This window comes from Mesorhizobium sp. P160187, from assembly GCF_057766425.1.
This window is the reverse complement of record NZ_JBYMDX010000001.1, coordinates 171,543-193,473: the sequence shown is the minus strand read 5'-3', so window position 1 is coordinate 193,473 and position 21,931 is coordinate 171,543. Positions and strand designations below refer to the sequence as shown.

The window sequence follows — 21,931 nt, the reverse complement described above, 5'->3', positions numbered from 1 at the left end:
AATCCGCGCGCGGTCAGCGTGCGTATCGTCCGCCATGCACCGGCGGCGTCGGTGTGTGACGCTTGGCGGGCAGGACCGACCCACGCGGATCGGATGTAGAGGTGACGGCGCCGCGTTCGGCCCAGGCCTGAAGGTCGTCGACGGCATAGACGACGCGGCCGCCGAGCTTTCGGTAGGAAGGACCAGTGCCATAGGTCCGGTGCTTTTCGAGCGTGCGGGCGGACAGGCTGAGGAAATCCGCGGCTTCCTTTGTGCGCAGGAAGCGCGGCGGCAAAACGGCGATGTCGGGTCGCATTGGTCGGACCTCCGTGGGGTTTTGGGCAGCCGCTGGCGTTCAGCGGTGGACGGCGACCACGCTGGCGCAGAATGGGCTTCGCAAGGGATGGGGAAGTTGAGGGAGGCTAAAATCCCACCCCCCTGTCCATTGTCACAACCGCTACGATCGGCGGCGATGACGCAGGATTTGCAAATAGCCGCCGCCGATCATGGCGGTGGCGCCTTCGACGAGACCGATCACCGCATCGCGCAGCGCGGAGGTCTTCCAGGGATCAGCGGCGACGCGCTCAGACCCGTAAAGGGCGACGCCAATGTCGCGGTAGCTCGCGCCGTTGGCACGGGCGTCAGCGGCCTGCATCATCAAACGAAACCGGCGGCGCTGCTGTGGGGTCATACGGGTATCCGAAGGTGTGGGGCGCCCCTGCAAGGAGCGCCAGAAACGGGTGAGTGCTTCGATCCGTCCCAACGTTTCTGCATCCAATGGGATCAGCGCCGCCAGGTGGCCGTGCGGGTCACTGCCGGGCAGAAGGAGAAGTTGGGTCGCGACACCTGCACTGTGGACAGTGTGACGTCCTTCCGGGCTGTCGCGGAGCACGCCCAGGCCGGTCAACGGCGCCGATCGCAAGGAAGACAGGAATTCCGGCGCCGGCACGAGAGAAACCACAGCTGGATCGACGTCAGGCGACCACAGAATGTCTTGCGCCAAGGCGGACAAATCCGGCCTGGCCGGGAAATCGTAACCCCCACAGCCGCTGTGTCTCAGGCTGGAAGGGTGCTTTTTCGGCTCTTGTGGTCAGGAGCGCTCGGTAGTGCCGTTGATAGGATTCGTGACGCCGCAGACACTCCCAGGCGAGCCCCTCGATGGGCAACGTATCGAAATAATCATAGCTGTCATTGTCTCGCCAATGCAACGTATCCGGCCTCATCCAAAGAGCTCCTCGCAAACAACGCGTAGACCCCGCCTGCAAACGATTCCGGGTTGTAGCGATTGGCGGAAGACCCTCGCCGGGCATCGGGTGATGCCGTTCCGGCATCACCCGGGAACCGCAGGCGCTGTGGTGCTAGTTGCCGGGCCGACGCAAGAGATGACGGTAGCCTGCACGCGCCATCCAGCGCGCTCGCGCCAGATGGCTGTCATGGATGCGCCGGGCACGTTGCGGCTCCTTCGTCAGATCAATGCCGAAGAGAATTTCGACCACCTCGCGCCAGTCCGCGCCGTCATCGGCGGCGTCAAGCAGGCGCATATAGAGCTTGACGTGTTCCCGATCGTATTCGGTGAGTTCGTCACTGGTCGGCGCGGTTTCGTCAAACGGCTCGATCATCGCTTGCCTCGTCTTCCCAGAGTGAAAGCCTGCATTTTACAGAACAATTCTGCCAACGGAGGCCGGTTGATCAGCATCAGGCGATGCGGGTTCGGCATCGCTCTCGGCTTGAGTGAACCGAACCGGACCGTCCGCGGAAGAGGCCCCGGCCTTCCGGCCGGGGCCTGCGCGGGTCCTCAGTCGCTCCGCCGCGCGTTCGGGCGGGACCAGATGAGCGAGAAACCCTCACCTTCCTCGTCGTCGAAGAGGTTGGCGTAGATCGGGGCGTTGAAGCTTGGATCGTCGAGCTTGAGGCCCAGGTAGTCGCGGCCCTCGTTGGAGGTCTTCGACCATGCGGCGCCGATCTCGGCGCGGCCGACCAGCACTCGGTGGCTGGGAGCGTTCTCGCCAGTGGCGCGTGTGTCTGGGACGATGCGCACGTTCTTGGCCTGGACGCTGAGGGTGACGATTTCACCGGTGAATTCGTTCGAGGCGGACTTCTTGAAGGTGCCGATGGTAGCCATTGTAAGTCTCCGTTTTCTGTTCCGAGCCCGCACCATGCGGCCTCGATGGCGATCGGTTGGCCGGAGGCGACCGACGACGCATCGCTTGCGACCGGAGCAAAGCGGAGGACGGCGCAAGAACGACTTTCTTGTCTCGCGAGGAATGGCGGCGCCCGGGGTCCCAGGCGCTTGCCGCATGGGGTGGGCGCCGGCAGGGGAAGAAAGTCGAGACGCGCCGTTGCGGCTAGGCGGTCGAGGCTTCAGCCGTCCTTCGGCCAGATCAGCCCATTGAAGAGGCCGTTTGGAGCGCTCTTGGTACAGATTGCCAACGGAGACGTTGGCGCGCAACGCGCCTCCGGCAGATCGCTCCGAGTTCGCTAGCGCCGTCCACGCATTCCAGGTGGGGGACCTCACGCACCTCCAACGCCGCAGCCACGGCCCTGCTGTCGTCCTGCCACCGACTGGTCGGCCTGCGATGGGCATTGACCGAAGAAAGTTCAAGTCCACACACGAGGTCGCGCCGGCACGTGGCCGTTGCTCGATCCTGGCATGGAACCCGATTGTTCCAAGCACCGATAAGGAGGAGGCTAGGCCTTCGTCGGTATGGTTCATCCGCCTCGCCCGCGCGGGTCTAGGCTCGAACCACGTCCCTGCCGGTTTGGTCAGCGGCTGTCATGCCCGCGACCCGTAGATATGCCGTGACGCCGATGGCGGTCGCGCCAATAACGGAAAGGACGATCTGCCAGGTTTCCATAGGCATCATGTGCTTCGCGATGCCATGGGCGGCATGGTAGCCGGCAATGATCGCAGGCGGTGAAGACCAACGTGATCGCCAGCTTGGCCCCCATGGGGCTGACAACGCCGAGGAGGATTGGTCGACGCCGAGCGTCAACCCGGCCGCGAGGCTACCGACGAGGATCGCGCCAAGCCAGCCGGCACAGCAATATCAATGCTTTAGCGCCAGCCTTGCTCCGGTCAGTTCTGCGGTTCGCTATCTCTGATCAGCGGCGCAGGCCAATACGCAGTCGGGATAGCCACTCCGGACATTCGCGCGCAGCGGCCAGCGCCCGATCGCTATCTTCTAATCGATGGACAGGTGGCCGCGTTCTGGGCATAGGCCTCGAAAGCGACCCGGGGATTAAAGCGGTGCCGACACTGTTCCGAAAACCGCCGGAACGTCTAATATGCCCAGATGCAGGGGACACGCATCGCTTTTGGTCCGTTCGTACTCGATCCCGACATCGGGACGCTCCTGAAAGAGCAGATCCCGATCGTTGTTGGGCATCGTGGGCTGACGCTGCTTGCTGCGCTTACGGCCCGGCCTGGCGAGATCCTGACCAAGGCCGAACTTATGGACGCTGCCTGGCCGGGAACCGCCGTTGAGGAAGGCAACCTTACGGTCCAAATAGCGACACTGAGAAAGGCACTCGGTCCGGCTGACAACGGCGGCGAGTGGATCGCCACGGTGCCTCGCGTCGGCTACCGCTTCACCGGGACTGTCGAGCCGGTGGCGAGCGCATCCCGCAGACCGATACCAGGGTCCGGCAAGCCGTCGATTGCGGTCCTGCCTTTTGCCAATTTGAGCGGCGATCAGGACCAGCAGTATCTCAGCGATGGCATAACCGAGGACATAATTACGGAGCTGGCCAGGTTCCGCTCCCTCCTTGTCATCGCGCGGAATTCATCTTTTCAGTTTCGCTATCCGGCATTGGACATTGCCGAAGTCCATCGCAAACTCGGAGTTCGCTACCTCGTCGAAGGCAGCATACGAAAGCTCGGTGATCGCATTCGGATCACCACACAGTTGATTGACGCTACCACCGGTACCCACCTGTGGGCCCAACGGTACGACAGGGCCCTCGACGACATCTTCGCATTGCAAGACGAGGTTGCGGCTCTCATCGCCTCGATGGTCGAAGGCCAAGCGGAGGCCGATTCGACGAGCAGGACCAGACGCAAGCCTCCGGCCGATTGGGATGCATACGACTGCTACCTGCAGGGGCGCGCACAGTTCTACCGGTATGAACTGGACATGGCCGAGCCCCTATTCGTCCGGTGTGTCGAGCTCGATGCGATGTTCGCTCAAGGCCACGCCTTCCTCGCGCAGGCGCTCGTCGGCAGATTTTGGTACGACAACGATCCGCGGACGCTACAGAACGCCTGGGACTCGGCACGAACGGCGCTCGCTCTCGACAGGAGCGATGGCGTCTGTCACCAGAGCATGGGCCTGGTGCTTACGCACATGCGCCAGCACAGCGACGCGGGAGTGCATTTCGAGCAAGCGCGCTCATTAAACCCGTTGGACGTGAACATAGCGGGGGACTACGCAAGCTGGCTCAACTACGGCGGCCGGGCCGAGAGCGCGCTGAACGTGCTTGAATCTGCGCTGCTGCGCGACCCGTTACCTCCAATATGGTTCTGGGAGGTGAAGGGCAGCTCCCTCTTCCTGCTAAGAAGGTACTCGGAGGCCGTCGGTTCGTATCAGAAGGCCGGCGACCAATTCTTCATTCATGCCTTTCTCGCAGCGGCGTACGCTCATTTGGGCGAGACGCAGAAGGCGCGTGCTGAAGTTCAGGAAGCACTGATGAGGAAACACGACCTGACTATCCGGCTGATTTCACGTCTCCCGTTCGCCCACCAAGTCGACCTCGAGCTTTTCACGTCAGGCTTCAGAAAGGCCGGCTTTCCCGCGTGAACGCACCTTCGGGAGCGCGCCGGTCAGGCCCGACAGCCGAATGCACCCCAACAGGTCATCGAACCCCCTTAACCGAGATCGAAGTCGAGGGCGTCGGCACGCATCGGCTTCCGGGCTAGCATTCCACGCGTCCCGTCTTCTGGACTCTTCGTTGAAACAGTCGCATCCTCTCTGCGGGATGGACAAATACCGATACGACAATCGATCTGATCGCTGGCGAAAGCGAACCGGTGCCAAGCATAGCCGTGCGCACCGATGGGCGAATGTGCCGCGCCGCCTGATCTTGGTGACTGCGGTAGCGGCTGGCGCTCTGGTCGCGCAAACCGCCATCCAGCACAGCGAAAGTTTGCCAGAGATCAATGCATCGAATTGGTTCGGCTCGAAGCCGGCGCCGATCGCCGGTGTCGCGTCTGCGATCGACGGCGACACGATCGAGATCCACGGACAGCGCATCCGCTTCAACGGCATCGATGCGCCCGAGAGTAAGCAATATTGCGAAGACGCTAAGGCCTTCGAATACGCCTGCGGGCGCCATGCTGCCCAAGCCTTGGACGAGTTCCTGGCTGCATCGCGTCCGTTGCATTGCAGCTTTGTTAACCGAGACCGGTACGGCCGGCTTGTTGGGGATTGCGATCGCGCCGACGGTCGCAACGTCCAGAGCTGGCTTGTCGAGCGGGGCTTGGCGCTAGATTGGCCGCGCTACAGCCACGGAGCCTACGCAAGACAGCAGGCGAAGGCCCAGGCGGCGAAGGTCGGTCTGTGGGCTGGGGCATTTCAGGCGCCATGGGATTGGCGCGCAGAGCATGCGAACGGCACCACCAGGCCGTCAGCAAGACAACCACTCGGCATCATGCGTAATGGGCAGGTGGCGCAGAGCTATTCTTGTCAGCCACGTCGAACCTGTCCCCAGATCAGCTCATGCAACGAGGCGAACTGGTATTTGGCCAACTGCTCTTGGGGCGGCAAGCTCGACCGCGACAAGGACGGCATTCCTTGCGAGAGCCTTTGCTAGTCCGCAGTGAGAGGGGACATGGGATGATCGTCGTCGACTTTGCCCTTTTTGCCTCCACAGCGCACACCAAGGGGAACTCTGTGGTCGCCCAGAGCCTTCCGCAAGGCTACTGGCGAAGGCAATCAATCGGTCACCGCCGCCAAGATACGCGGCGTCTGGCGCCGCAGCGACGAGTATAGGAGAATTCCGACCTTGGCCCGCTCAGCGTGCCTGAACTCCTGCGCAACTGAGGCAGACCCATGGGTGGACGCTACACCAAATAACTGTCGTGGTCGGAAATCCACCGGCTCTACAGACTGACGGGGCCTGCGGAGATAGGCCGCAACGACGAGCCCCGGTACAACATCGCGCCGACTCAGGATGTCCCATTCGTCACTGCCGGTGAAGATGGCAATCACTGGCTCCGTGAAGGGCGCTGGTGGCTGGTCCCTTTCTGGGCAAAGGAAATGCCCAAGGCGGCTATGTTCAATGCGAGGATTGAGGGCATCGATACAGCGCCCGCCTTCCGCGACGCCTACAAGTCCAAGCGCTGCCTGATCCCTGCCGATGGCTTCTACGAGTGGACGATATCGCCAGCCGACGGCAAGAAAGACCCTTGGCACATCTACCAGGCAGGCCACGCGCCTTTCTCGTTCGCCGGGCTTTGGGCTTACAATTCCAATCTCGACATAACCAGCTGCACCATCATCACCGAGCCTGCCGCAGAACCGATGAAGCAGTTGCATGATCGGCAGCCTCTCATTCTCGACCCGGCCTACTATGACGCCTGGCTGGACCCGGCGACGCCCAAGGACAGCCTCAAGGACGTTCTCAGCCACGACATCGACGGTCAGCTGCAGTTCAACCGCGTTGGACGTGAGGTGAACACGAGCGCCGTCAACAAGTTGCCCAACGACCATCCCGGCCTGGTCGGGCCGATCAACCCGTTATGAGCGACGAACCGAGCCGGCTTGCCGAAGGGATAACAGCGATTCCGCGCGGCCGAGAGCCGATCGAAAATCGCTTGCGAGCATTCTGGCTGCGGCAAGCTCGGCGGGTTTGGCTTTTCGAGGCCTGGAGAGAAGTCACATTGGTTCTGTTGTTTGCATCCCGGCGACGGCGATCGGTTTCTATAGGAGTTGACGTCCGACCATCTAGCGCCCCTGTTCGAGGCATGGCATCGAGAAGCTGTGAAACTCTTCAAAATGCCCCGGAAAGGTCCGGGCGAGATACCGCACCACTCTGGAATTATCCATCAACCGGTCGAAAAAGCGGTTGGCTGCGACAAGCTCCAGGCCCACCTGGCCATGACGTTCCGCGGCGCTGAGAACCGCAAGGCTTACCGCGCCGACATCGAGCACCATCGCGCCGCGCTGGTCTTCCGCTTGTGTGGTGATCGTTGAGAGATTAAAACCCTCGACCAGCAGGGCTTGCGGTGTCAGAGCGACGAGTAGTCTCACGTAGGTGATCCTGACCCGGTCCATCGCCACCATCAGCCGGGCAATCTCCATTTGCCTGGCTGGCAGCACCTTCTGGAGCAACCCGAAGATTTTTGTTTTTACCGGCGCGTCCCGAAGCAGGTCGAGGACATCAGGGCAAATTCCGTTAACGGCTTTCCGGTTCTCGCCTGTCTCGGAAGCGGGTTTTCCGGGAGAGCAGAACATTTGCGGCTCGCGGGTCGCGCCACGCAACCTATGTGCCAGTAGGCTTGGCATTGTCCTGAAGCCCTCGGACACCAGCGTGGCGCAGAATTGCTTGTCGCGCATCATCAGGTGGAGCGCCGCTACTATCCGGTCTAGGCTCTGTTCAGACTTTGCCGCTTGCGTGACGAAATCGCGCATGCGTTTGCATTCCGTATCGTAGGTCGCCAAAAATTCGTGTGAACGAAGCCTCTTCTTGGACCCTAATGCGCCAGCAACAATATTGCTCGCATGTCTGTCGCCACCGTTTTCCAACGCACGGTAGGCGGCGTCCTTGGCTAAGCGCTTGACTACCAAGCCACGCCTCCGACAGGCTCTCGCTCTGCCAACCTGATAATGGGGTCGAGCGTGGGAAAAATATAGCTGTCCAGCGGTATCCCATTGATGGCATGCAGTTCCGATTTACCCGCGATCTCGTGGGCAGGCGCAATCAAATAGTCCCGAATGGTCAGGTCGCCGGGATTCATACGGATCAGGACGAAAATGTCGGGTAGTGGCCGTTTATCGGCCTTGGAAAACCAGCGTGGATAGCCGAAGCCGGAAACCCTGCATCGGCCCATGGTAATCGCCACCGTGATCTCCTCGTTTATCCGCAGGAGGTCCATCGCCATGTCATGGGCAGCAACCCCGCCCTGCTTATCAATCACGCCCACAATATCCCGGATAATCTGCAGCCTCATTGATTCCAGGTGCCGGTTCACGCCGATGAAGCGGTAGTTTTTGGATGGCTCGTATCCGATCAGTTCATAGGCTTTGACAATGGTTCCAAAACGCCACTGGTAGCGTTGGGCCGGCGGGCACCCGGGATCCGCGTCGATCATGGCCAACGACAAGGCGCCACGGCGAGCCAGAAGTGCCCTAAGAGCGGCCAGCATCTCGTCGTTGGTCATGTGGCGATAGATGGTCTTGAGCACGATCTGCGCCCGGTCGAACAGTTTGCGGTCGACGATCGGCTCCAGGACGTTTTCCACCCGCACCCACTGTTCCGGGGGATTTCGGACTTGATGGCTTCTCAGCCGGGCCGAATGCTTGTTCCAGACGCTGTTGCCAATGTAGTTTTCGTTGGTCAGCACCGAGTGGACGGATTCCCGCGTCCATGGTCGCCGCAAATCGCTGAGCACCCCGCGCTTGTTCAGCAGTCTTGCCATCTCCAGCTCTGTCTTGCGTGTTCTGACAAAGTGACTGAAGATCCACTTCACTGTCGCAACCTCGTCAGGCGGGCCGAGCACCAGAACTATTCGATCCGTCTGCTGGCTCTTGTATTCGTGGGATGAAAGGATGCCTTTTGAACGGCCGTGTTGATCGACAAGCAGGCGCCGCAGGCCAAAGGCGGCCTTCCCGCCCTGCCGGAAGCCCAGCCGGATCAACCTAGCCTGGCCGATGAAGACTTTTTGCGAGAGCATTCTGCTCTGCTCGGCAGCCATGCTCCGTTTGATGGCTTTGAGGACGTCTGACCCGATGCTGCCGTCGTTTGCGAATTGCTCGGCGCAAAATTCGATACGGACGCCGGCCATCTGGCACCGGTATTCGTAGGCTGCGCTTTCATCAATGTTCTGAAAACGCCCCCAACGGCTTACATCATAGACCACAACCGTCTCAAAATCGGCTCGCCCACTTTCGACATCGGCCAACAGCTTCTGAAGACCGGGGCGCCCTCCAAGGTTTAAGCCGCTGCGACCGAGGTCCTCGTAAGTGGCGACAATCTCGTAAGCCATGAGATCGGCATAGTCGCGAATGGCATCCGCTTGGTTGTCGATCGAGTAGGTCTGGTGTTCCGTCGACATGCGCACGTACTGCGCGGCGCGAATTCTAGGCACAGTCTGGTTCCCGCCATCTAACTTTGGCACTTTCCCCACACTCTCGACCGTTGCCCAGGCAATGTCTGCCTGGGGCATGCCCAACTTACTAGGCAGCTTCCTACGGTCCCATTAGGAATACCTCGACAGTTTGTGTCGAATGGCTCGATAGTCTGATCGAGCCTCGAAGCCGCTCCTTGGGGGAACCGACCCGTGCGTCACTATATCGGACTGATCCACAAGCAAGCGGACAGCGACTTCGGCGTATCCTTTCCCGATTTTCCGGGCGTGGTCACCGCCGGCACCAGCCTGGACGACGCCCGCGCCATGGCCGAAGAGGCCCTGGCCTTCCATCTCGAAGGCCTTGTCGAGGATGGCGAAGCCATTCCCGAGCCATCATCCCTGGAAGATGTCGTGTCGAACAATGACAATTTCAGCCGGGTCGCCGTCCTGGTAGCGCTCAAAGCCGAGACCACAAAGGTCGTGCGCGTCAACGTCACCATCCCGGAAGATGTCCTCAACCAGATCGATCAATATGCGGAACGGCATGGCTACAGCCGGTCCGGATTCCTAACCGCCGCCGCGAAAAAGGCGATACGCGACGAGCCAGCCTAGCTGCTCATCAACGGATTCAAACCGATGCGCTATTGACCTGTTCGCGCAGGCCGTTTCCGCTTTGGCAACCATTGTCTTCAAGGCCCGAGAAACCACGTCTCATTTCGTGAGCGGGCGTGCCGCCGTTTGGCCGCAATGCGCCAGCAACTGGCAACCATTCGCCCCGATCCGCGTTTGGGGCTCCAAAGGAGTTCCAAGATGATCATCAGACAAACCATTGCCGCCGTGCTCATGACTGCAGCACTTGCAGGCTGCGCGACTCAGACCGAACAGCAGCAGAGGGCAACCACAGGCGCACTCATCGGCGGCGGTGTCGGCGCCCTCGCCGGCCAGGCACTGGGCGGCAACACCGAAAGCACGGTCGTGGGTGCCGCCGGCGGCGCCTTGCTCGGCGCAGTCATCGGCCAGTCGACCACGCCGCAGCGCCGCGGCGAACAGCTTTGCCGCTACCAGGACCGCCGCGGCCGGATCTACACGGCGCCTTGCGATGATCGCTATTACAACAACGACTATTGATCCAGCCTCCCTGGAAGTGCGGCTCTCTTACCTTTGCTGCCGCCCTTCCAGGGACCCGGGATCCGTTCGGCGTTTCACAATATGAGAACGCCCGCTCAGTCCATTTACACCCTCTGCCTCATGAGCTTGCGCTCGGTGCTTGCAAGGATCCCATTTCGCGGAAGCGACGTGAAGCGGTGGTTTCTTGGCGCCAACAGTGACATCGCATTGCCGCAGCTGAAAGTGCCGACAGCGACCATCGGCTGCGGCCGAAGAGCCGGGGTGACGGTCACGCTGCCAAGCAGCATCAAGGCGCCAAGCGCGCCTTGGTCAAGCGAACGGCTTGCGCTGCATGCACAAAATGTGGGATAATTTGTTAGGTGGAGATTCTCGCTCACACCATCCAAAGGCCTCCTTCGGAGGCCTTTTTCATGTCATGTTGCTTGGCAACTGAGTGCCACAACGAATGGGTGGCAGTCCTCGCCTAAACTAGGCGAAGGAGCACTGCCGCGCTTTCACGTCGTAAGCTTGGAGAACAATCCCGATGCTCAAAAGCATTGCGGGCTGGCTCGATGCTGCAACTGCGATTGCCATTGTTCGGCTCCTGATTGACCTCATGAACCTGTACCGCTCCGCTGCCGCCAAGAAGGCGCCGGACGGCAGGCGCGCGAGTACAAAGCCGATACGCAAGCGCCGTCCGCGTCGCCGCTGAACCGCGTCTTTCGCAACTCAAACTGTGACCCTCATGGTTTGACCAACCAGCGCACTTGCACTCATCATATGGTGTCGACCGTATCCAGCTCGCGTGCCCTGCTCGGTGATGCGGTCGGCGCCAACGGGTGATGATTCGGGTGGCGTCGCGAAGGCAGCCCGCCGGCGCGCCGCGCGCCTAGTCGATTTCGTCGTTAGTGGCGTGTGTTGCAAGTCAAGCACTGTGAAGCACGGCATCCAGATCGGACCTGCTGCCGTGTCGAATGGAATAGGCGCGAGTGATTTCCGCACCAAAAAGAAAAATTTCCGCCGAGTAGTAAGCCCACAACAGGATGACGAGGAGCCCACCGGCGGCCCCATATGAGGCCGCGACCGCGCTGGAGCCTATATACCAACCGATAAGCGATTTCCCGAAGGTGAACAGGGCAGCGGTCACAACAGCGCCAATCCAGACATCCCGCCATTCCAGGGTTCGATCAGGCAAGACCTTGAAGATAGCGGCGAAAATAGCTGCGAGGAGGACAAAAGAAACGACCACGTTGATAACGGCCAGGACAAGTGTCCCGAACGGCAACTGTGCGTTGATGAGGTTGCCTAGGGCCGAAATCGCCGTGCTCGCGACTAGAGAGACGAGCAACATGAAGCCAAGTGCGGTGACCAGTCCCAGACTTACCGCACGTGCGCGCACCAGGCGCGACAACGAACTGCCCTGCGCTTCGACCTTCCATATTATGTTCAAAGACTGCTGTATTTCGCCGAAGACCCCGGAAGCGCTCACAAGCAAGGTGATGATGCCAATCACCGCCGCCCAGGTGCCGCCGGATGGTTTTTCGGATGCGCTCTTCAGTGCGGTTTGCAGGATATTTGCGCTTTCTGTACCCATCATCCCTGTGATTTGGGCGGACAATGCCGCTTGGGCTGCCTCGTGACCGAATGCGAGACCCGCAATTGCAACCACGATGAGCAGAATTGGCGCCAACGATGTTGTGGCATAAAAAGCGATTGCCGCGCCATGGCTGAGAGCATTGTCGTTGACGAACCCAACGATGGCTTCTCGGACCATTGCCCATGCATTTGTGATCGCGCGATGCATTTTGCGCCCCAGTCGAATTGGCGTTCACTAGCAATGCACCAGCACATGTGATGTTCCGGTTGCGGGCTACTAATGCCCTCAGGGGGAGCAGGCAACGTCAGTGATGCGGCCTATGACGGTCCGCGACCGTGCCAGCCAAACGCGAGCACCCCGGCCGAGCACGAACTTGAACGCCTCGTCCTGCTTCTCGAACGTCTGGAGGTCGCGCTGCCATCGAGGACCTGAAAGCCGCGTTGATAGGCGAAGCGGACGGTAAGGCGATCTGCTGCTGGCATGGCTCCGATAGCGTTCAATCTTCCTCGCGGAAATCCTGCAGTGAGGCATGACGCAGGTCATCCTCGCCGCGCAGGTGCTTCACGCGTCCAATGACTCCCGGCTTTACCCATTGCGTGGCCGGCCGCTTCATGATGCCCTTGGGCGCCGTGCCTGAGTGCTCCTGGACGCGTTTCCATAGCCTCTCGCGCATTCCCGGTTCAAGGTGACGAATGCGCTTCCTACATAACGCCCGGTGCCGCGCTCAGCTATCAGAGCGAAGGCCGGCTTGCCCGCTTCACGCTCGACGCCGAGCAGATCGAACTCGTCGATCGCATAGCACTTTGCCTTCAGCCAGTTGGTCGACGGACCGCTGCGGTATTTGCTGTCGCGGCTTCGAGAAAAGCATGCCAACAAGACCGCGCATCTCGTCATGTGCCACGATACGGGTTTCAGCAGGGCCGTCATTTACCCGAGAGGCGACGCGGGTGCTGAGGGTCACCACGTTCGGGGATGTCTTCCCGAAACATCACAACCGGGCTCGTAATCTTTCGGTCAGGTAAATCCGAGAATGTGTCACTGCGGGCGTGGTGGCGCTCCTGCAAAGGCCTCGAGAATGGTGCAGTCCTTAGTGGTCAATTGGCAACGATCGAAAGTGGGCACGGCACGTTTCCAGCCGGCCTCTGAAACAATCCGGCGTCAAGCAGTTGAGCGGGCGGGAAACCTACCCTGCGCCGGGCAAGGACACCCGGCACAGGGTTACACTCCCGCGACCGGGCTGCCCGCGTGAGTGAGCAGACGGATCGAAACGCCCATGTCTAGCCGGCCGCAATGGTCGAAGGCGCCGGCGCGCGCCGATCGGCTACATCGACTTCCGGAGGGGGCTGGCCCACCTCAAGCACCAGCAATTCGTGCCGACGCCCGTCCCGGGCGGTCCACATGATGGACTGCCCAGCCGAAAGGCCGATCAGAGCCGTGCCGATCGGCGTGAGTATCGAAACCTTCCCTTCGGAGATGTCCGCATCGCCAGGAAAAACCAGCGTCACCGTTTTCGGATCGCTGGTGTCGGGCTTGAACGTTACAGTCGAGCCCATCCGGACCGCGCCGGCGGAGACCCAGCCGTCGGGCACGATGCGAGCCCGCTCTAGTTCGGCGAGCAATTCATCCGACGCCTCCGGGGTTCGTCCGGCAACGGTGTTCGCGAGGGCCGACAAACGTGCGTGATCCGACTGCGTGATTCGGATGTTCGGCTTGCGCCGGATTTTCTTGGTGACTTGCATTTGAATACTCATGTTTCTGCCTGGCGTCGGACCTGCCAAGGGATCGCCAACGATTGTCAGTGCGACGGAAATCTATCCTGAACGCGCCGATGTTGCAGGGCCGATGCGGCCCTGCGCCAATGTCACATGTCGATTTTACATGTTCACCCCTCGGCTCGGGGCGCGCATGGCAGCCGAGCCGAGGGTTACGATCCCGCTATGGGGCAAACCCGGAAAAGGAAATCCCGACGGATTTTGGCAGCGGCGCACATAGCCCTATAGTTGGTAAAGTAATCTGCGGAGTCAAGGCGGCCACGCGAGCCTGAACCCAGATGCCGGCAGATCGATCTTGATCTGGGGGAGTACGACACCGTTCACCGCTAACAACGGCAGGAGTCCGCACCCCCGTTCTGAGAGGAGGCGAAATCAGCAGCGTCAATCCACTAGCGCGGCGGTTGATGTCTCGAGCGCCGCTCTTCCGGCCAAAGCGCTGCGGCAGCACCACGAGCACGACGGCCGCGAAGCGGAAAGGTCGGGTATGAGCTCTACGTCCAGCTCAGGCCAAAGCGGTATCCCGAGCGGCTGGGACAGCAAGCTCTCGGGCTCATTCTTCAGCGACGCCAATTCGGGAAGACTTCTGTCGCAGGATGAGATCCGCAAGAACTGGTCGTCCCTGAGCTCTGAACAGCAGGCACAGGTTCGCTCCGACTGCTCGAGAATGACGGCCAGTAACGGCACTGGCTCTGGCACAATGACCGGCACGTCAGGTAGCTCGGCTTCGACCCAGCAGTGATACAACGGCGAGTATCGGCACCGGCTCTGGCAAAGCCACCGGCACTTCAGCAGCTCTGGTTCGACCGGCAGTAACACCACGGCCAGCAACAGCACTGGTTCGGGCGCGAACTCGCTGCTCAAATGGCTTCGATGCAGCAGCTCTGCACCCAAGTCCAAGGGATGTGACTGAATGCGGGCTCCGGGCCGGCTTGGCCGAAATAAGAAGAGGCCTTGAAGGCCCCGACATCGCTTTGGCTTGGTAGCAATTTCGGCGCTGAAGTCGGTCGGTGATAGGTGTCAGAACTTCGCGTTAGCCGGGCGACAAGTGCCTGAACGCCCTCGCTAGGAGTAATGCCGAGACTCTGGAATTGCCTTCCGAACTTGGAGAGGGTTAGCTGCGAGTTCCCTTCCCTCTCGGCTAACGCCAGATGGACAATGTCTGTGCGCCGCTGGTGCCGTCTGTCGCATGGCCTCCAGTCATCTTTTTTCGCTGTCCGGGAATAAAACGCCGCCCGCCCTGGTCTTCCATGCATACGCTGCTGATTGACCTTGAAGGAACGCCGCACTGCAAACCCACACATTGCCGAGCACGACGGTATCGGTCGACGCGTTCCAGGACCTCTGGAAGGCGATAGGTCGGCCGCCTGCGGCCGGCTGGCTCACCTGTCTGCCGAAGGTGCTGCCGCGGTCGGGATCGGGAAAGCTCAGGTGCCGCGGATGCGAAATGGGTCGTGAATTCGGCAATGCTTGTGCTCGAGAAGCATCCATCTGGATGCATGTTTGCGGTCCAGTGTGTGATTGACACCGATGCGACGTTTGCCCTCACATTCAACGCAGTTGGCGACCCGGGATGTTTGCGCTGGGTTCCATCGCAAGGCAGAACCATTCTCGCCAAATGAGGACACGAGCTCCAGGCGAGGCGCATGTGACGGTGTACCGATGCTGAGCAGCAATGCGCAGGACCGCTTCGGCGAAGTGGTAATGCCCCATCTCGCCGACGCGCTTTCGCTGGCCCGCTGGCTGACCGGCAATGCCACCGACGCCGAGGATGTCGTGCAGGACGCCTGCATGAAGGCACACGCCAACATCGCAAGCTATGCCGGCGGCAATGCACGTGCCTGGCTGCTCACCATCGTTCGCAACTCGTGTTACACATGGCTGGCGCGCAATCGCCCGCGCAGCATCGTCTCGGTGGGCGACCTCGGTGATCTCGACGAGGTGAGCGCCGCTCACGCAGTCGATCTGACTGAGAGCGAAAGCCCGGAGGCGAGCCTGATCGCCAAGACAGACGTGGCGGCCCTGGAGGCGGCGATCGCCGCTCTGCCGCAACCCTTTCGAGAAACGCTCGTGCTGCGCGACGTGAATGGCCTCGCTTACCGCGATATCGCAGCCATGCTGGGCGTGCCGATGGGCACGGTGATGTCGCGGCTGGCGCGGGCGCGTGGCCTGCTGATCTCTGACCTTGGGAGGGCGCAATGAGTGCGCACAACGATGGATTGCCCGAGGACGCCGCAGGCATGAACCTGATGCTGCACGCGCTGATAGATGGCGAGCTTGACGCCGCCGCGGCCATGGCTGTCGAGCGGCGCATCGCGGCCGATCCCAAGCTGGCGGCCGAACATGCCCGCATCGTGGTCTTGCAAGGGGCTGTGGCCAGGCTTCCGAAGCCCCAGGTGAGCGACGAGTTCAGCGCGCGCATTGCAGCCATGGCAGCGTCCAGCCGCGTCGAGGTGCTGCGGCCCAGAGCGCCGACACAGGCGAAGTCCGCTCGAACGTGGTGGTCGGCGCGCAACTTCGGATCATTCGACTGGCGCGCCATGGCGGCCTCGATCATGATCAGCGCAGTTCTGGCCAGCGGCGCGACGCAATGGGCGATGCAGCCTAGCGTAGCCGACAGCTTTGCCGCAGGCGTGGCCAGCGGCCACCAGCGCAGTCTGCTGGCGACCAGCCCCGTCGATGTCGTCTCGTCGGACCGACACACCATAAAGCCATGGCTCGATGCAAGGCTCGGCCTTTCGCCGCCGGCTCCTGATATGGTGAAAGACGGATTTGCGCTCATCGGTGGCAGGGTCGAGGTCATCGGCGGCCGGGCGGTGCCAGCGCTGGTCTATCGCCACCGCGAACATCTGATCACCCTTGTGGCCCAGCCTCAAAATGCCGGAGCTGTGAGCGACCCTGTCGATCTCTCGGAGGGCGGTTTTTCGCTTGTGCATTGGAGCGACGGCGCCTTCTCATACTGGGCGATTTCCGACATGGAGCGGCCGGAGCTCGACGACTTCGTGGCGCGCTTCCGCGCCGCGGTCGTCCCCGGCTGATAACCGACCGTCGGCACTCCAACCGATATCGAGTGCCGACCTGCGCTAGCCGTGACGTTCCTGCCCGGGTGACAGACCACGGCAGCAGCATGGCGCCGACGTCGAACGCGTCCTCGTGCAGCGTCGGCTCCAGTTCGGGGCGGACGCCGGCCCCTGTTTTCGGGAAATCTCAAAAGAATTTCGCGCCGCCCGGGAATAAAGGGATGTCCTGATGGGTCTTGTTGTTAGCGGGGCCAATTTCCCGGCACGCGCCCAAGAAACCAAAAAAGGATCTACCGAAATGACCAAGCTCGCTCTCAGCGTGGCTGCCATGCTGCTTGCCTCAACCGCTGCCTTTGCCGGCAGCGACCATGGCGGCAACAACTCCAATCAGCCGGTCGCTACCGTTGACACCAATGCCACTGCTTCCATTTCCCCCTCCCCGCGCCAAGCCGGCGTCGACACCATGGTGACGACCGGGCCGCGCCAGGGGTCGGTTCAGGACATCATCACCAGGCACAACAACGACGGCATCTGGGGCCGCTGAAGACACCCTTCCGAACATCTTCTCTTACCACTCACGATGGAGAGCCAAACCTTTGGCTCTCCATCATCACCCCATAAGGCTGCAGGAGATCACCTATGTTCATGATGACACGTCGCACGTTGCTTGGAACCACGCTCGCCGCGACCGCCTTCGGTCTGGCCGGCAAGCTGGAATTCACCCGTCCCGCCTTCGCCGAAACGTCGGTCGAGCCGACCGTCGGCTTCTACAAATACAAGGTCGGTGATATCGAGGTCACCGCCATCTATGACGGCATCTGGCGCAAGCCGCACGACCCGGCCTTCATCAAGGATGTTTCCGTCGAGGACACCAAGGCAGCGCTTGCCAAGGCCGGCCTGACGACAGACTTCATGCCCATCCCGCTCACCGTCATCGTCCTCAAGATGAACGGCAGGCTGATCATGATGGATGCCGGATCGGGCGTCGGCCAATGGCAGACCAATGCCACCCATCTGCCGGCCAACATGGCCGCCGCCGGCATCGACTATAAGACGATCGACACCATCATGATCTCGCATTTCCACCCCGACCATGTCTGGGGCCTGATGGAAAAGGGGACCGATGCACCGGTGTTCCCCAATGCCGAGCTGATCGTCAACGCCACGGAATACAATTGGTGGACCGACCCCAGCCGGCTGGCCAAGCTGCCGGAAGGCCGCAAGCCGGCGGGCAAGCGCATCGCCGAAAATTTTCCGAAATGGAAGAACTGGAAGCTGGTCAATGACGGCGCCGAAGTCGCACCCGGCATCCAGATCATCGCTGCGCCCGGCCACACGCCGGGACATTCGGTCTACCTCGCCAACTCCGGCAAGGAACAGCTGATGATCTCGGCCGACACCATGTATGTGCCCGCCCTTCTGGCGCCGCATCCGGAGTGGCAGGGCAGTTACGACCAGGACGGGCCGACCGCTGTCGCCACCCGCCACAAGATCATCGACCGGGTGATCGCCGACAAAATCCGTGTTTCGGGTTCGCACTTCCCGTTCCCCGGCACCGGCGTCTTCGTGAAAGACGGCAATGCCTATGGTTTCACCCCAGTTCAGATTTGAGCGCGAGCTCCCAACCCAAGCGAGAAAGATGATGAAACAATCCTATCTGGGCAAGCACGCCCTGTTTGGCCTGCTTGGCGCCATTGCCGTGCTGACCATCGTTCCCGTGGCCACTATCATGCCGGCCTATGCGGTCGACGACATCGAGGGCACCGATGCACCCGACCTCACCGCCGTCCAGGCCAAGATCGCCGTCAAGGACTACAAGGGCGCGCTGGCCGATCTGCGTGATCTCGCGCAGGACAACCAGCAGGCCGACGTCTACAACCTGCTCGGCTTCACGTTGCGCAAGACCGGCGATTTCACCACCGCGCTGACCTACTACAACAAGGCGCTCGAGCTGAAGCCCGACCACAAGGCCGCCCGCGAATATCTGGGCGAACTCTATGTAGAGACCGGCGACATGGCCAAGGCCAACGAGCAGTTGGCGTCGCTGCAGAAGCTGTGTCCCGCCGGCTGTGAAGAACTCGAAGACCTCCACAAGGCCATCGACACCAAGGTGACCAAGTAAAACCAGGCAGGCGCTGCAAGGCGCCTGCTCCTTTCCCATGGAGCCCATCGTGACAACGACACAAACCGCCTGGAAACCAGATCTCACCGACTTGACCCTGCTGACGGGTCGCCTGCTGCTCTCATTGCTCTTCGTGCATGAAGGCCTGGAGCTGGCGACGCATTTCGCCGGTGCAGCCAAGGCGATGACGGCGCTCGGCGTCAGCCTGCCGCTTTTAATAGCCACCATAGCGCTGCAGCTGGGAGCTGGCTTTTCGGTCGGCCTTGGTCTGCTGACGCGTCTGGGCGCGGTGGCGCTCGGACTGTTCTGTTTGGCAACGGCAGCTTTGTTCCACACCAATTTCGCCAACCAGAACGAATTGCTGCATTTCGAAAAGGATCTCGCCATAACGGGCGGCATGTTCGTCCTGGCCGTAGCCGGCGCCGGCGCGATATCTCTCGACAGGGTGCTGAACGGCCTCGTGAAGCGCCGGCAACAGAACAGAGAGACGGTTGCGGCGCTCATAGCGGCCGGTAGGCCTCTCTCGGTGGGCGAAATCAAGCTTCCATTCTAAACCGGCCAACACGCCGGGCATCATACAACCCGCCCGCACGGTCGGCGCCCGCAAACCGCCTCGGGTGAGGGCGCAAGCCGTTCGTGGCGTGTCCTCCATTTACGTCCGCTTATCGGCACGGATAGGAACGCCCTATCGGCCGATATGAGGCACAAAGCAGACCTTCCGGTTGGCTTCCCAAGGCGGACAGAAGGCTTCGTCTCTTTCCTCCCTAGTGGGACTTTGTCGCATCACGAGATCGGTCACATATCGAGAGTTTATTGCCGAGAAGAGGCCAGCGCTTGACACGCGGCGACTCCCTCTGGCCTGCCGGCTTTCGTCATTCAGAAAGCCGAGCAATTGGCTTTCTGTCCCCTACGCGGACCACTCCTCAACCCCCTCAAGGGCCGGGAGATCAAGCTCCACCCGTTCCCGACCGCAGCTCTTCCCTGCCCTCGTCATCACGGCGCAGCCTGGAATCGGAGATCAGCACCACCGGGCACGGGCAGCGCTGCAGCAGGCCGGTGGCCGTCTCGCCGAAGAAGAGCTCCTCGCCGGTGCGCCGCGCCACGCCCATGACGATCAGTGCCGCTCCCCTGCCCGCCTGGCGGGGAATGGCATCGGCGGCGGCGACGCGGCTGCGGATGGCGGTCTCGATTTCGACGCCAAGCGGTCGGCAAGTGCTACGATATCCTTCAGCACCGCCTCCCTGCGGCGATGCGATACGATGTCGCGGGCCGCCTCGTCCGCGAGCACCTTGGCAGGCGCTTTCTTTTCGCGCGATATTGCCATCGTTTTCCTTTCCATTCGAGGGGGCTCAGCGTGTGAGGCGCAAGCGGGAGGGTCGGGATGCAGATTTTCGATCACATCGAGGCGCTGCTGGATGCGGGTGAAGCCTCGACGGCACTTAAGGAAGTGCGGGCGCTGGTGCATCAATTTGGCCCCGGGTCCAATGTCTTGGCGGGCGCGGTCGGTGACCTCATTATTGACCTGTCGACGCTATCATTCGTCGCCGATGCTTACGGAGGCCGCATCGCAGAGGCGGCGCGCATGTTGGCCCGAAAAAGACTATTGAAAATCAAGTTGCTCGCACCTCGTCAAAGCGTTGAAGTGGTCAGCTAGAGATTGGTGGTCGCTACGAAAAACGTGTAGACCTGCTCGGTGCTCCGACGCATCGAAACCTCTCGCCATCATCGGTTCCGTACGGACGAAAGAGCCGCCTGACCCTGCGACCAGATGAAAGCTTGGACTTGCGGCAGACCGCAAGCAGTTGGAGCTTGAATTGCCGACACACTCTCAGGAACCGTTGCCGGGATCGCACTCCATTGGTCGTCGGCCCAGATCCGGCGCGCCTCGCTTAAGGTGCCGGTCGAATATGGCCAGCTTCTCTTCGTAGCCGAGCCGCACTCTGGACCTGCAGCTATCGCATTTGAAACCGGCAATCGTTTTCAGCCAGGATCCCCTTCTCACCATAGGGCGTGAACAGGAGGGGCATTGGAATTCTAAAGGTACGTCGCGCAGTTCGTTTGATAGAGGCACTGTGCATGTTCTCCTCAGCGGCACGGCCACTGCAACAAAGTAGAAGGAGAAATGTTTCCGGCTTCGGCCATTTGCGCGAAAGAATCGGACCTAAGTCTAAATGGTGAGCGGCCTGAAACCCATTCGCCTTGCTATCGGCCTTTGCGTCGGAAATTGAAATAGCGAGGGTGATCGAAGGCGGCCCCGGGCGTGAGGCTGGCAAGTGGGGCCAAGACAGCGGCGGTAAAGCGGAGCCTGTGGCGATCAAATAACTGGTTCGCCCAGAATCTCGTTCACCCAGCTCATAGTTCTCAGCCCGTATGCCATTCCGGCGCAGTCGGCAAACCAGTCGAAGACACTCATGTCACGGCCTGTGACGCATTGAAGGATTTCGATCGCTGCGCCCGTTAAAGCAAGTAGAACCGCCAGCCGGACCACCTGTTGGGGCCAGCCGAGGCTACCCAAAGCCGACAAGGTGGCGAACGCGGCGGCGTGGTTGAGCTTGTCGTGATGAGACGTAAGGGCCAATCCGAGGGCGTGCAGCAAGTGGTCTGGCAATAGCGCGAGCAACAGGACGACCGCCAACGTGGAGAGAAAGGCAGCCCTTGCCATGCGCTGATAAAAGCTCCACTGCGGCAATCTATCCGCAGCACTCCCGGTTCCTAGTTCTCGCTTCCGATACTGGTGCACTAGGCAGAGCTCCAACCTGCATCTGAGCTACGAGCGCGAACAACTGGCATGCTTAACAGGCCTCCTGATGTCATCAGGAAGTTGCATGAAACAGCCTATGTCACTCTGGATGGTTCCATAGGGCGCTGCGAATGTCGCCCTCCATTGTGATGAGGCCGAGGGTTTCCTGCCGAAAAGACGCGGCGGAATAGGCGAGCCATTGGTACCGCTTGCGGCCAGGTGCGATGCGTATCGTGCTGGGCGGGAGCGGAACTCTTCCAGCCTTGGCCCGGCTGTGCAGCCGGGCCGACGCCCTTCTGAATTCAATTATC

26 protein-coding genes are annotated in these 21,931 nt (G+C 61.1%); 13 read left to right on the top strand and 13 right to left on the bottom strand.

Annotated features, from left to right (window positions below; all coding sequences use genetic code 11):
• Positions 1–13: 13 nt before the first annotated feature.
• From AC3CCE_RS00905 to AC3CCE_RS00885, 5 genes are all read right to left on the bottom strand, one after another.
• Positions 14–295, bottom strand: coding sequence for a helix-turn-helix transcriptional regulator (locus tag AC3CCE_RS00905; protein ID WP_352624394.1), 282 nt, complete (start codon positions 293–295; stop codon positions 14–16).
• Positions 296–436: 141 nt separating this feature from the next.
• Entirely contained in the window at positions 437–982 is a 546-nt protein-coding gene (locus tag AC3CCE_RS00900) for a DUF2285 domain-containing protein (RefSeq protein WP_352624391.1), read from the bottom strand.
• Positions 954–1,202 (bottom strand): transcriptional regulator domain-containing protein, encoded by a 249-nt coding sequence (locus AC3CCE_RS00895; protein ID WP_352624390.1) that lies wholly within the window; start codon positions 1,200–1,202, stop codon positions 954–956. The genes AC3CCE_RS00900 and AC3CCE_RS00895 overlap by 29 nt, the downstream gene beginning before the upstream one ends.
• A 135-nt stretch (positions 1,203–1,337) precedes the next feature.
• On the bottom strand, positions 1,338–1,598 hold the full coding sequence (locus tag AC3CCE_RS00890; protein ID WP_023715497.1) for a DNA -binding domain-containing protein: 261 nt from the start codon (positions 1,596–1,598) through the stop codon (positions 1,338–1,340).
• Between the two features lie 176 nt (positions 1,599–1,774).
• The gene (locus tag AC3CCE_RS00885) at positions 1,775–2,101 is read right to left on the bottom strand and encodes a DUF736 domain-containing protein (RefSeq protein ID WP_023816712.1); all 327 of its coding nucleotides are present in this window, start codon (positions 2,099–2,101) and stop codon (positions 1,775–1,777) included.
• A 1,171-nt stretch (positions 2,102–3,272) separates the two neighbouring features.
• Here AC3CCE_RS00885 and AC3CCE_RS00880 point away from each other — a divergent pair.
• From AC3CCE_RS00880 to AC3CCE_RS00870, 3 genes are all read left to right on the top strand, one after another.
• Positions 3,273–4,775: a winged helix-turn-helix domain-containing tetratricopeptide repeat protein gene (locus tag AC3CCE_RS00880; protein ID WP_023723956.1), complete on the top strand. Its 1,503-nt coding sequence runs from the start codon at positions 3,273–3,275 to the stop codon at positions 4,773–4,775.
• Positions 4,776–4,926: 151 nt separating this feature from the next.
• Positions 4,927–5,787: a thermonuclease family protein gene (locus AC3CCE_RS00875; protein WP_352597769.1), complete on the top strand. Its 861-nt coding sequence runs from the start codon at positions 4,927–4,929 to the stop codon at positions 5,785–5,787.
• Positions 5,788–6,050: 263 nt separating this feature from the next.
• Entirely contained in the window at positions 6,051–6,719 is a 669-nt protein-coding gene (locus tag AC3CCE_RS00870; protein ID WP_352624696.1) for an SOS response-associated peptidase, read from the top strand.
• 201 nt (positions 6,720–6,920) lie between these two features.
• Here AC3CCE_RS00870 and AC3CCE_RS00865 read toward each other — a convergent pair whose 3' ends face one another.
• Entirely contained in the window at positions 6,921–7,763 is an 843-nt protein-coding gene (locus AC3CCE_RS00865; protein ID WP_352624387.1) for a plasmid partitioning protein RepB C-terminal domain-containing protein, read from the bottom strand.
• The gene (locus AC3CCE_RS00860) at positions 7,757–9,361 is read right to left on the bottom strand and encodes a recombinase family protein (protein ID WP_352624385.1); all 1,605 of its coding nucleotides are present in this window, start codon (positions 9,359–9,361) and stop codon (positions 7,757–7,759) included. The genes AC3CCE_RS00865 and AC3CCE_RS00860 overlap by 7 nt, the downstream gene beginning before the upstream one ends.
• Before the next feature lie 114 nt (positions 9,362–9,475).
• Here AC3CCE_RS00860 and AC3CCE_RS00855 point away from each other — a divergent pair, with 114 nt between their 5' ends.
• The 3 genes from AC3CCE_RS00855 to AC3CCE_RS00845 all read left to right on the top strand — a co-directional run bounded on the left by AC3CCE_RS00855 (position 9,476) and on the right by AC3CCE_RS00845 (position 11,084).
• Positions 9,476–9,877, top strand: a complete 402-nt coding sequence (locus AC3CCE_RS00855) for a type II toxin-antitoxin system HicB family antitoxin (protein WP_352624383.1) — start codon at positions 9,476–9,478, stop codon at positions 9,875–9,877.
• A gap of 198 nt (positions 9,878–10,075) precedes the next feature.
• A complete protein-coding gene (locus tag AC3CCE_RS00850; RefSeq protein WP_023690487.1) occupies positions 10,076–10,393 on the top strand; it encodes a YMGG-like glycine zipper-containing protein in 318 nt (105 codons plus the stop codon).
• A gap of 523 nt (positions 10,394–10,916) precedes the next feature.
• The gene (locus AC3CCE_RS00845) at positions 10,917–11,084 is read left to right on the top strand and encodes a hypothetical protein (RefSeq protein WP_023834013.1); all 168 of its coding nucleotides are present in this window, start codon (positions 10,917–10,919) and stop codon (positions 11,082–11,084) included.
• A gap of 213 nt (positions 11,085–11,297) precedes the next feature.
• Here the strand turns inward: AC3CCE_RS00845 and AC3CCE_RS00840 are convergent, their stop codons facing one another.
• The 3 genes from AC3CCE_RS00840 to rnk form a co-directional block, all read right to left on the bottom strand.
• Entirely contained in the window at positions 11,298–12,176 is an 879-nt protein-coding gene (locus AC3CCE_RS00840) for a YihY/virulence factor BrkB family protein (RefSeq protein WP_352624381.1), read from the bottom strand.
• Positions 12,177–12,465: 289 nt separating this feature from the next.
• Positions 12,466–12,642: a hypothetical protein gene (locus AC3CCE_RS00835; protein ID WP_352597782.1), complete on the bottom strand. Its 177-nt coding sequence runs from the start codon at positions 12,640–12,642 to the stop codon at positions 12,466–12,468.
• Positions 12,643–13,246: 604 nt separating this feature from the next.
• Complete coding sequence (gene rnk / locus AC3CCE_RS00830) at positions 13,247–13,708, bottom strand: nucleoside diphosphate kinase regulator (protein ID WP_352624378.1); 462 nt, start codon at positions 13,706–13,708, stop codon at positions 13,247–13,249.
• A gap of 1,692 nt (positions 13,709–15,400) precedes the next feature.
• Here rnk and AC3CCE_RS00825 point away from each other — a divergent pair.
• The 6 genes from AC3CCE_RS00825 to AC3CCE_RS00800 all read left to right on the top strand — a co-directional run bounded on the left by AC3CCE_RS00825 (position 15,401) and on the right by AC3CCE_RS00800 (position 19,433).
• A complete protein-coding gene (locus tag AC3CCE_RS00825; protein WP_352597785.1) occupies positions 15,401–15,940 on the top strand; it encodes a sigma-70 family RNA polymerase sigma factor in 540 nt (179 codons plus the stop codon).
• Positions 15,937–16,776: an anti-sigma factor family protein gene (locus AC3CCE_RS00820; RefSeq protein ID WP_352624376.1), complete on the top strand. Its 840-nt coding sequence runs from the start codon at positions 15,937–15,939 to the stop codon at positions 16,774–16,776. The genes AC3CCE_RS00825 and AC3CCE_RS00820 overlap by 4 nt, the downstream gene beginning before the upstream one ends.
• A 280-nt stretch (positions 16,777–17,056) precedes the next feature.
• Complete coding sequence (locus tag AC3CCE_RS00815; protein ID WP_023670610.1) at positions 17,057–17,302, top strand: DUF680 domain-containing protein; 246 nt, start codon at positions 17,057–17,059, stop codon at positions 17,300–17,302.
• Between the two features lie 95 nt (positions 17,303–17,397).
• Positions 17,398–18,369 (top strand): MBL fold metallo-hydrolase, encoded by a 972-nt coding sequence (locus AC3CCE_RS00810; RefSeq protein WP_352624374.1) that lies wholly within the window; start codon positions 17,398–17,400, stop codon positions 18,367–18,369.
• A gap of 31 nt (positions 18,370–18,400) precedes the next feature.
• On the top strand, positions 18,401–18,880 hold the full coding sequence (locus tag AC3CCE_RS00805) for a tetratricopeptide repeat protein (protein ID WP_023707900.1): 480 nt from the start codon (positions 18,401–18,403) through the stop codon (positions 18,878–18,880).
• A 37-nt stretch (positions 18,881–18,917) separates the two neighbouring features.
• Positions 18,918–19,433, top strand: a complete 516-nt coding sequence (locus AC3CCE_RS00800; protein ID WP_488377067.1) for a DoxX family protein — start codon at positions 18,918–18,920, stop codon at positions 19,431–19,433.
• Between the two features lie 394 nt (positions 19,434–19,827).
• Here the strand turns inward: AC3CCE_RS00800 and AC3CCE_RS00795 are convergent, their stop codons facing one another.
• Together AC3CCE_RS00795 and AC3CCE_RS00790 are read right to left on the bottom strand one after the other, a co-directional pair.
• The gene (locus tag AC3CCE_RS00795; protein WP_245270445.1) at positions 19,828–20,028 is read right to left on the bottom strand and encodes a universal stress protein; all 201 of its coding nucleotides are present in this window, start codon (positions 20,026–20,028) and stop codon (positions 19,828–19,830) included.
• Positions 19,995–20,204: a hypothetical protein gene (locus tag AC3CCE_RS00790; RefSeq protein WP_352597793.1), complete on the bottom strand. Its 210-nt coding sequence runs from the start codon at positions 20,202–20,204 to the stop codon at positions 19,995–19,997. Before AC3CCE_RS00790 ends, AC3CCE_RS00795 begins: the two co-directional genes overlap by 34 nt.
• 57 nt (positions 20,205–20,261) lie before the next feature.
• Here AC3CCE_RS00790 and AC3CCE_RS00785 point away from each other — a divergent pair, with 57 nt between their 5' ends.
• Entirely contained in the window at positions 20,262–20,534 is a 273-nt protein-coding gene (locus AC3CCE_RS00785; protein ID WP_023807793.1) for a hypothetical protein, read from the top strand.
• Between the two features lie 660 nt (positions 20,535–21,194).
• Here the strand turns inward: AC3CCE_RS00785 and AC3CCE_RS00780 are convergent.
• Positions 21,195–21,542, bottom strand: a complete 348-nt coding sequence (locus AC3CCE_RS00780; RefSeq protein WP_023686079.1) for a VanZ family protein — start codon at positions 21,540–21,542, stop codon at positions 21,195–21,197.
• Between the last annotated feature and the right edge of the window lie 389 nt (positions 21,543–21,931).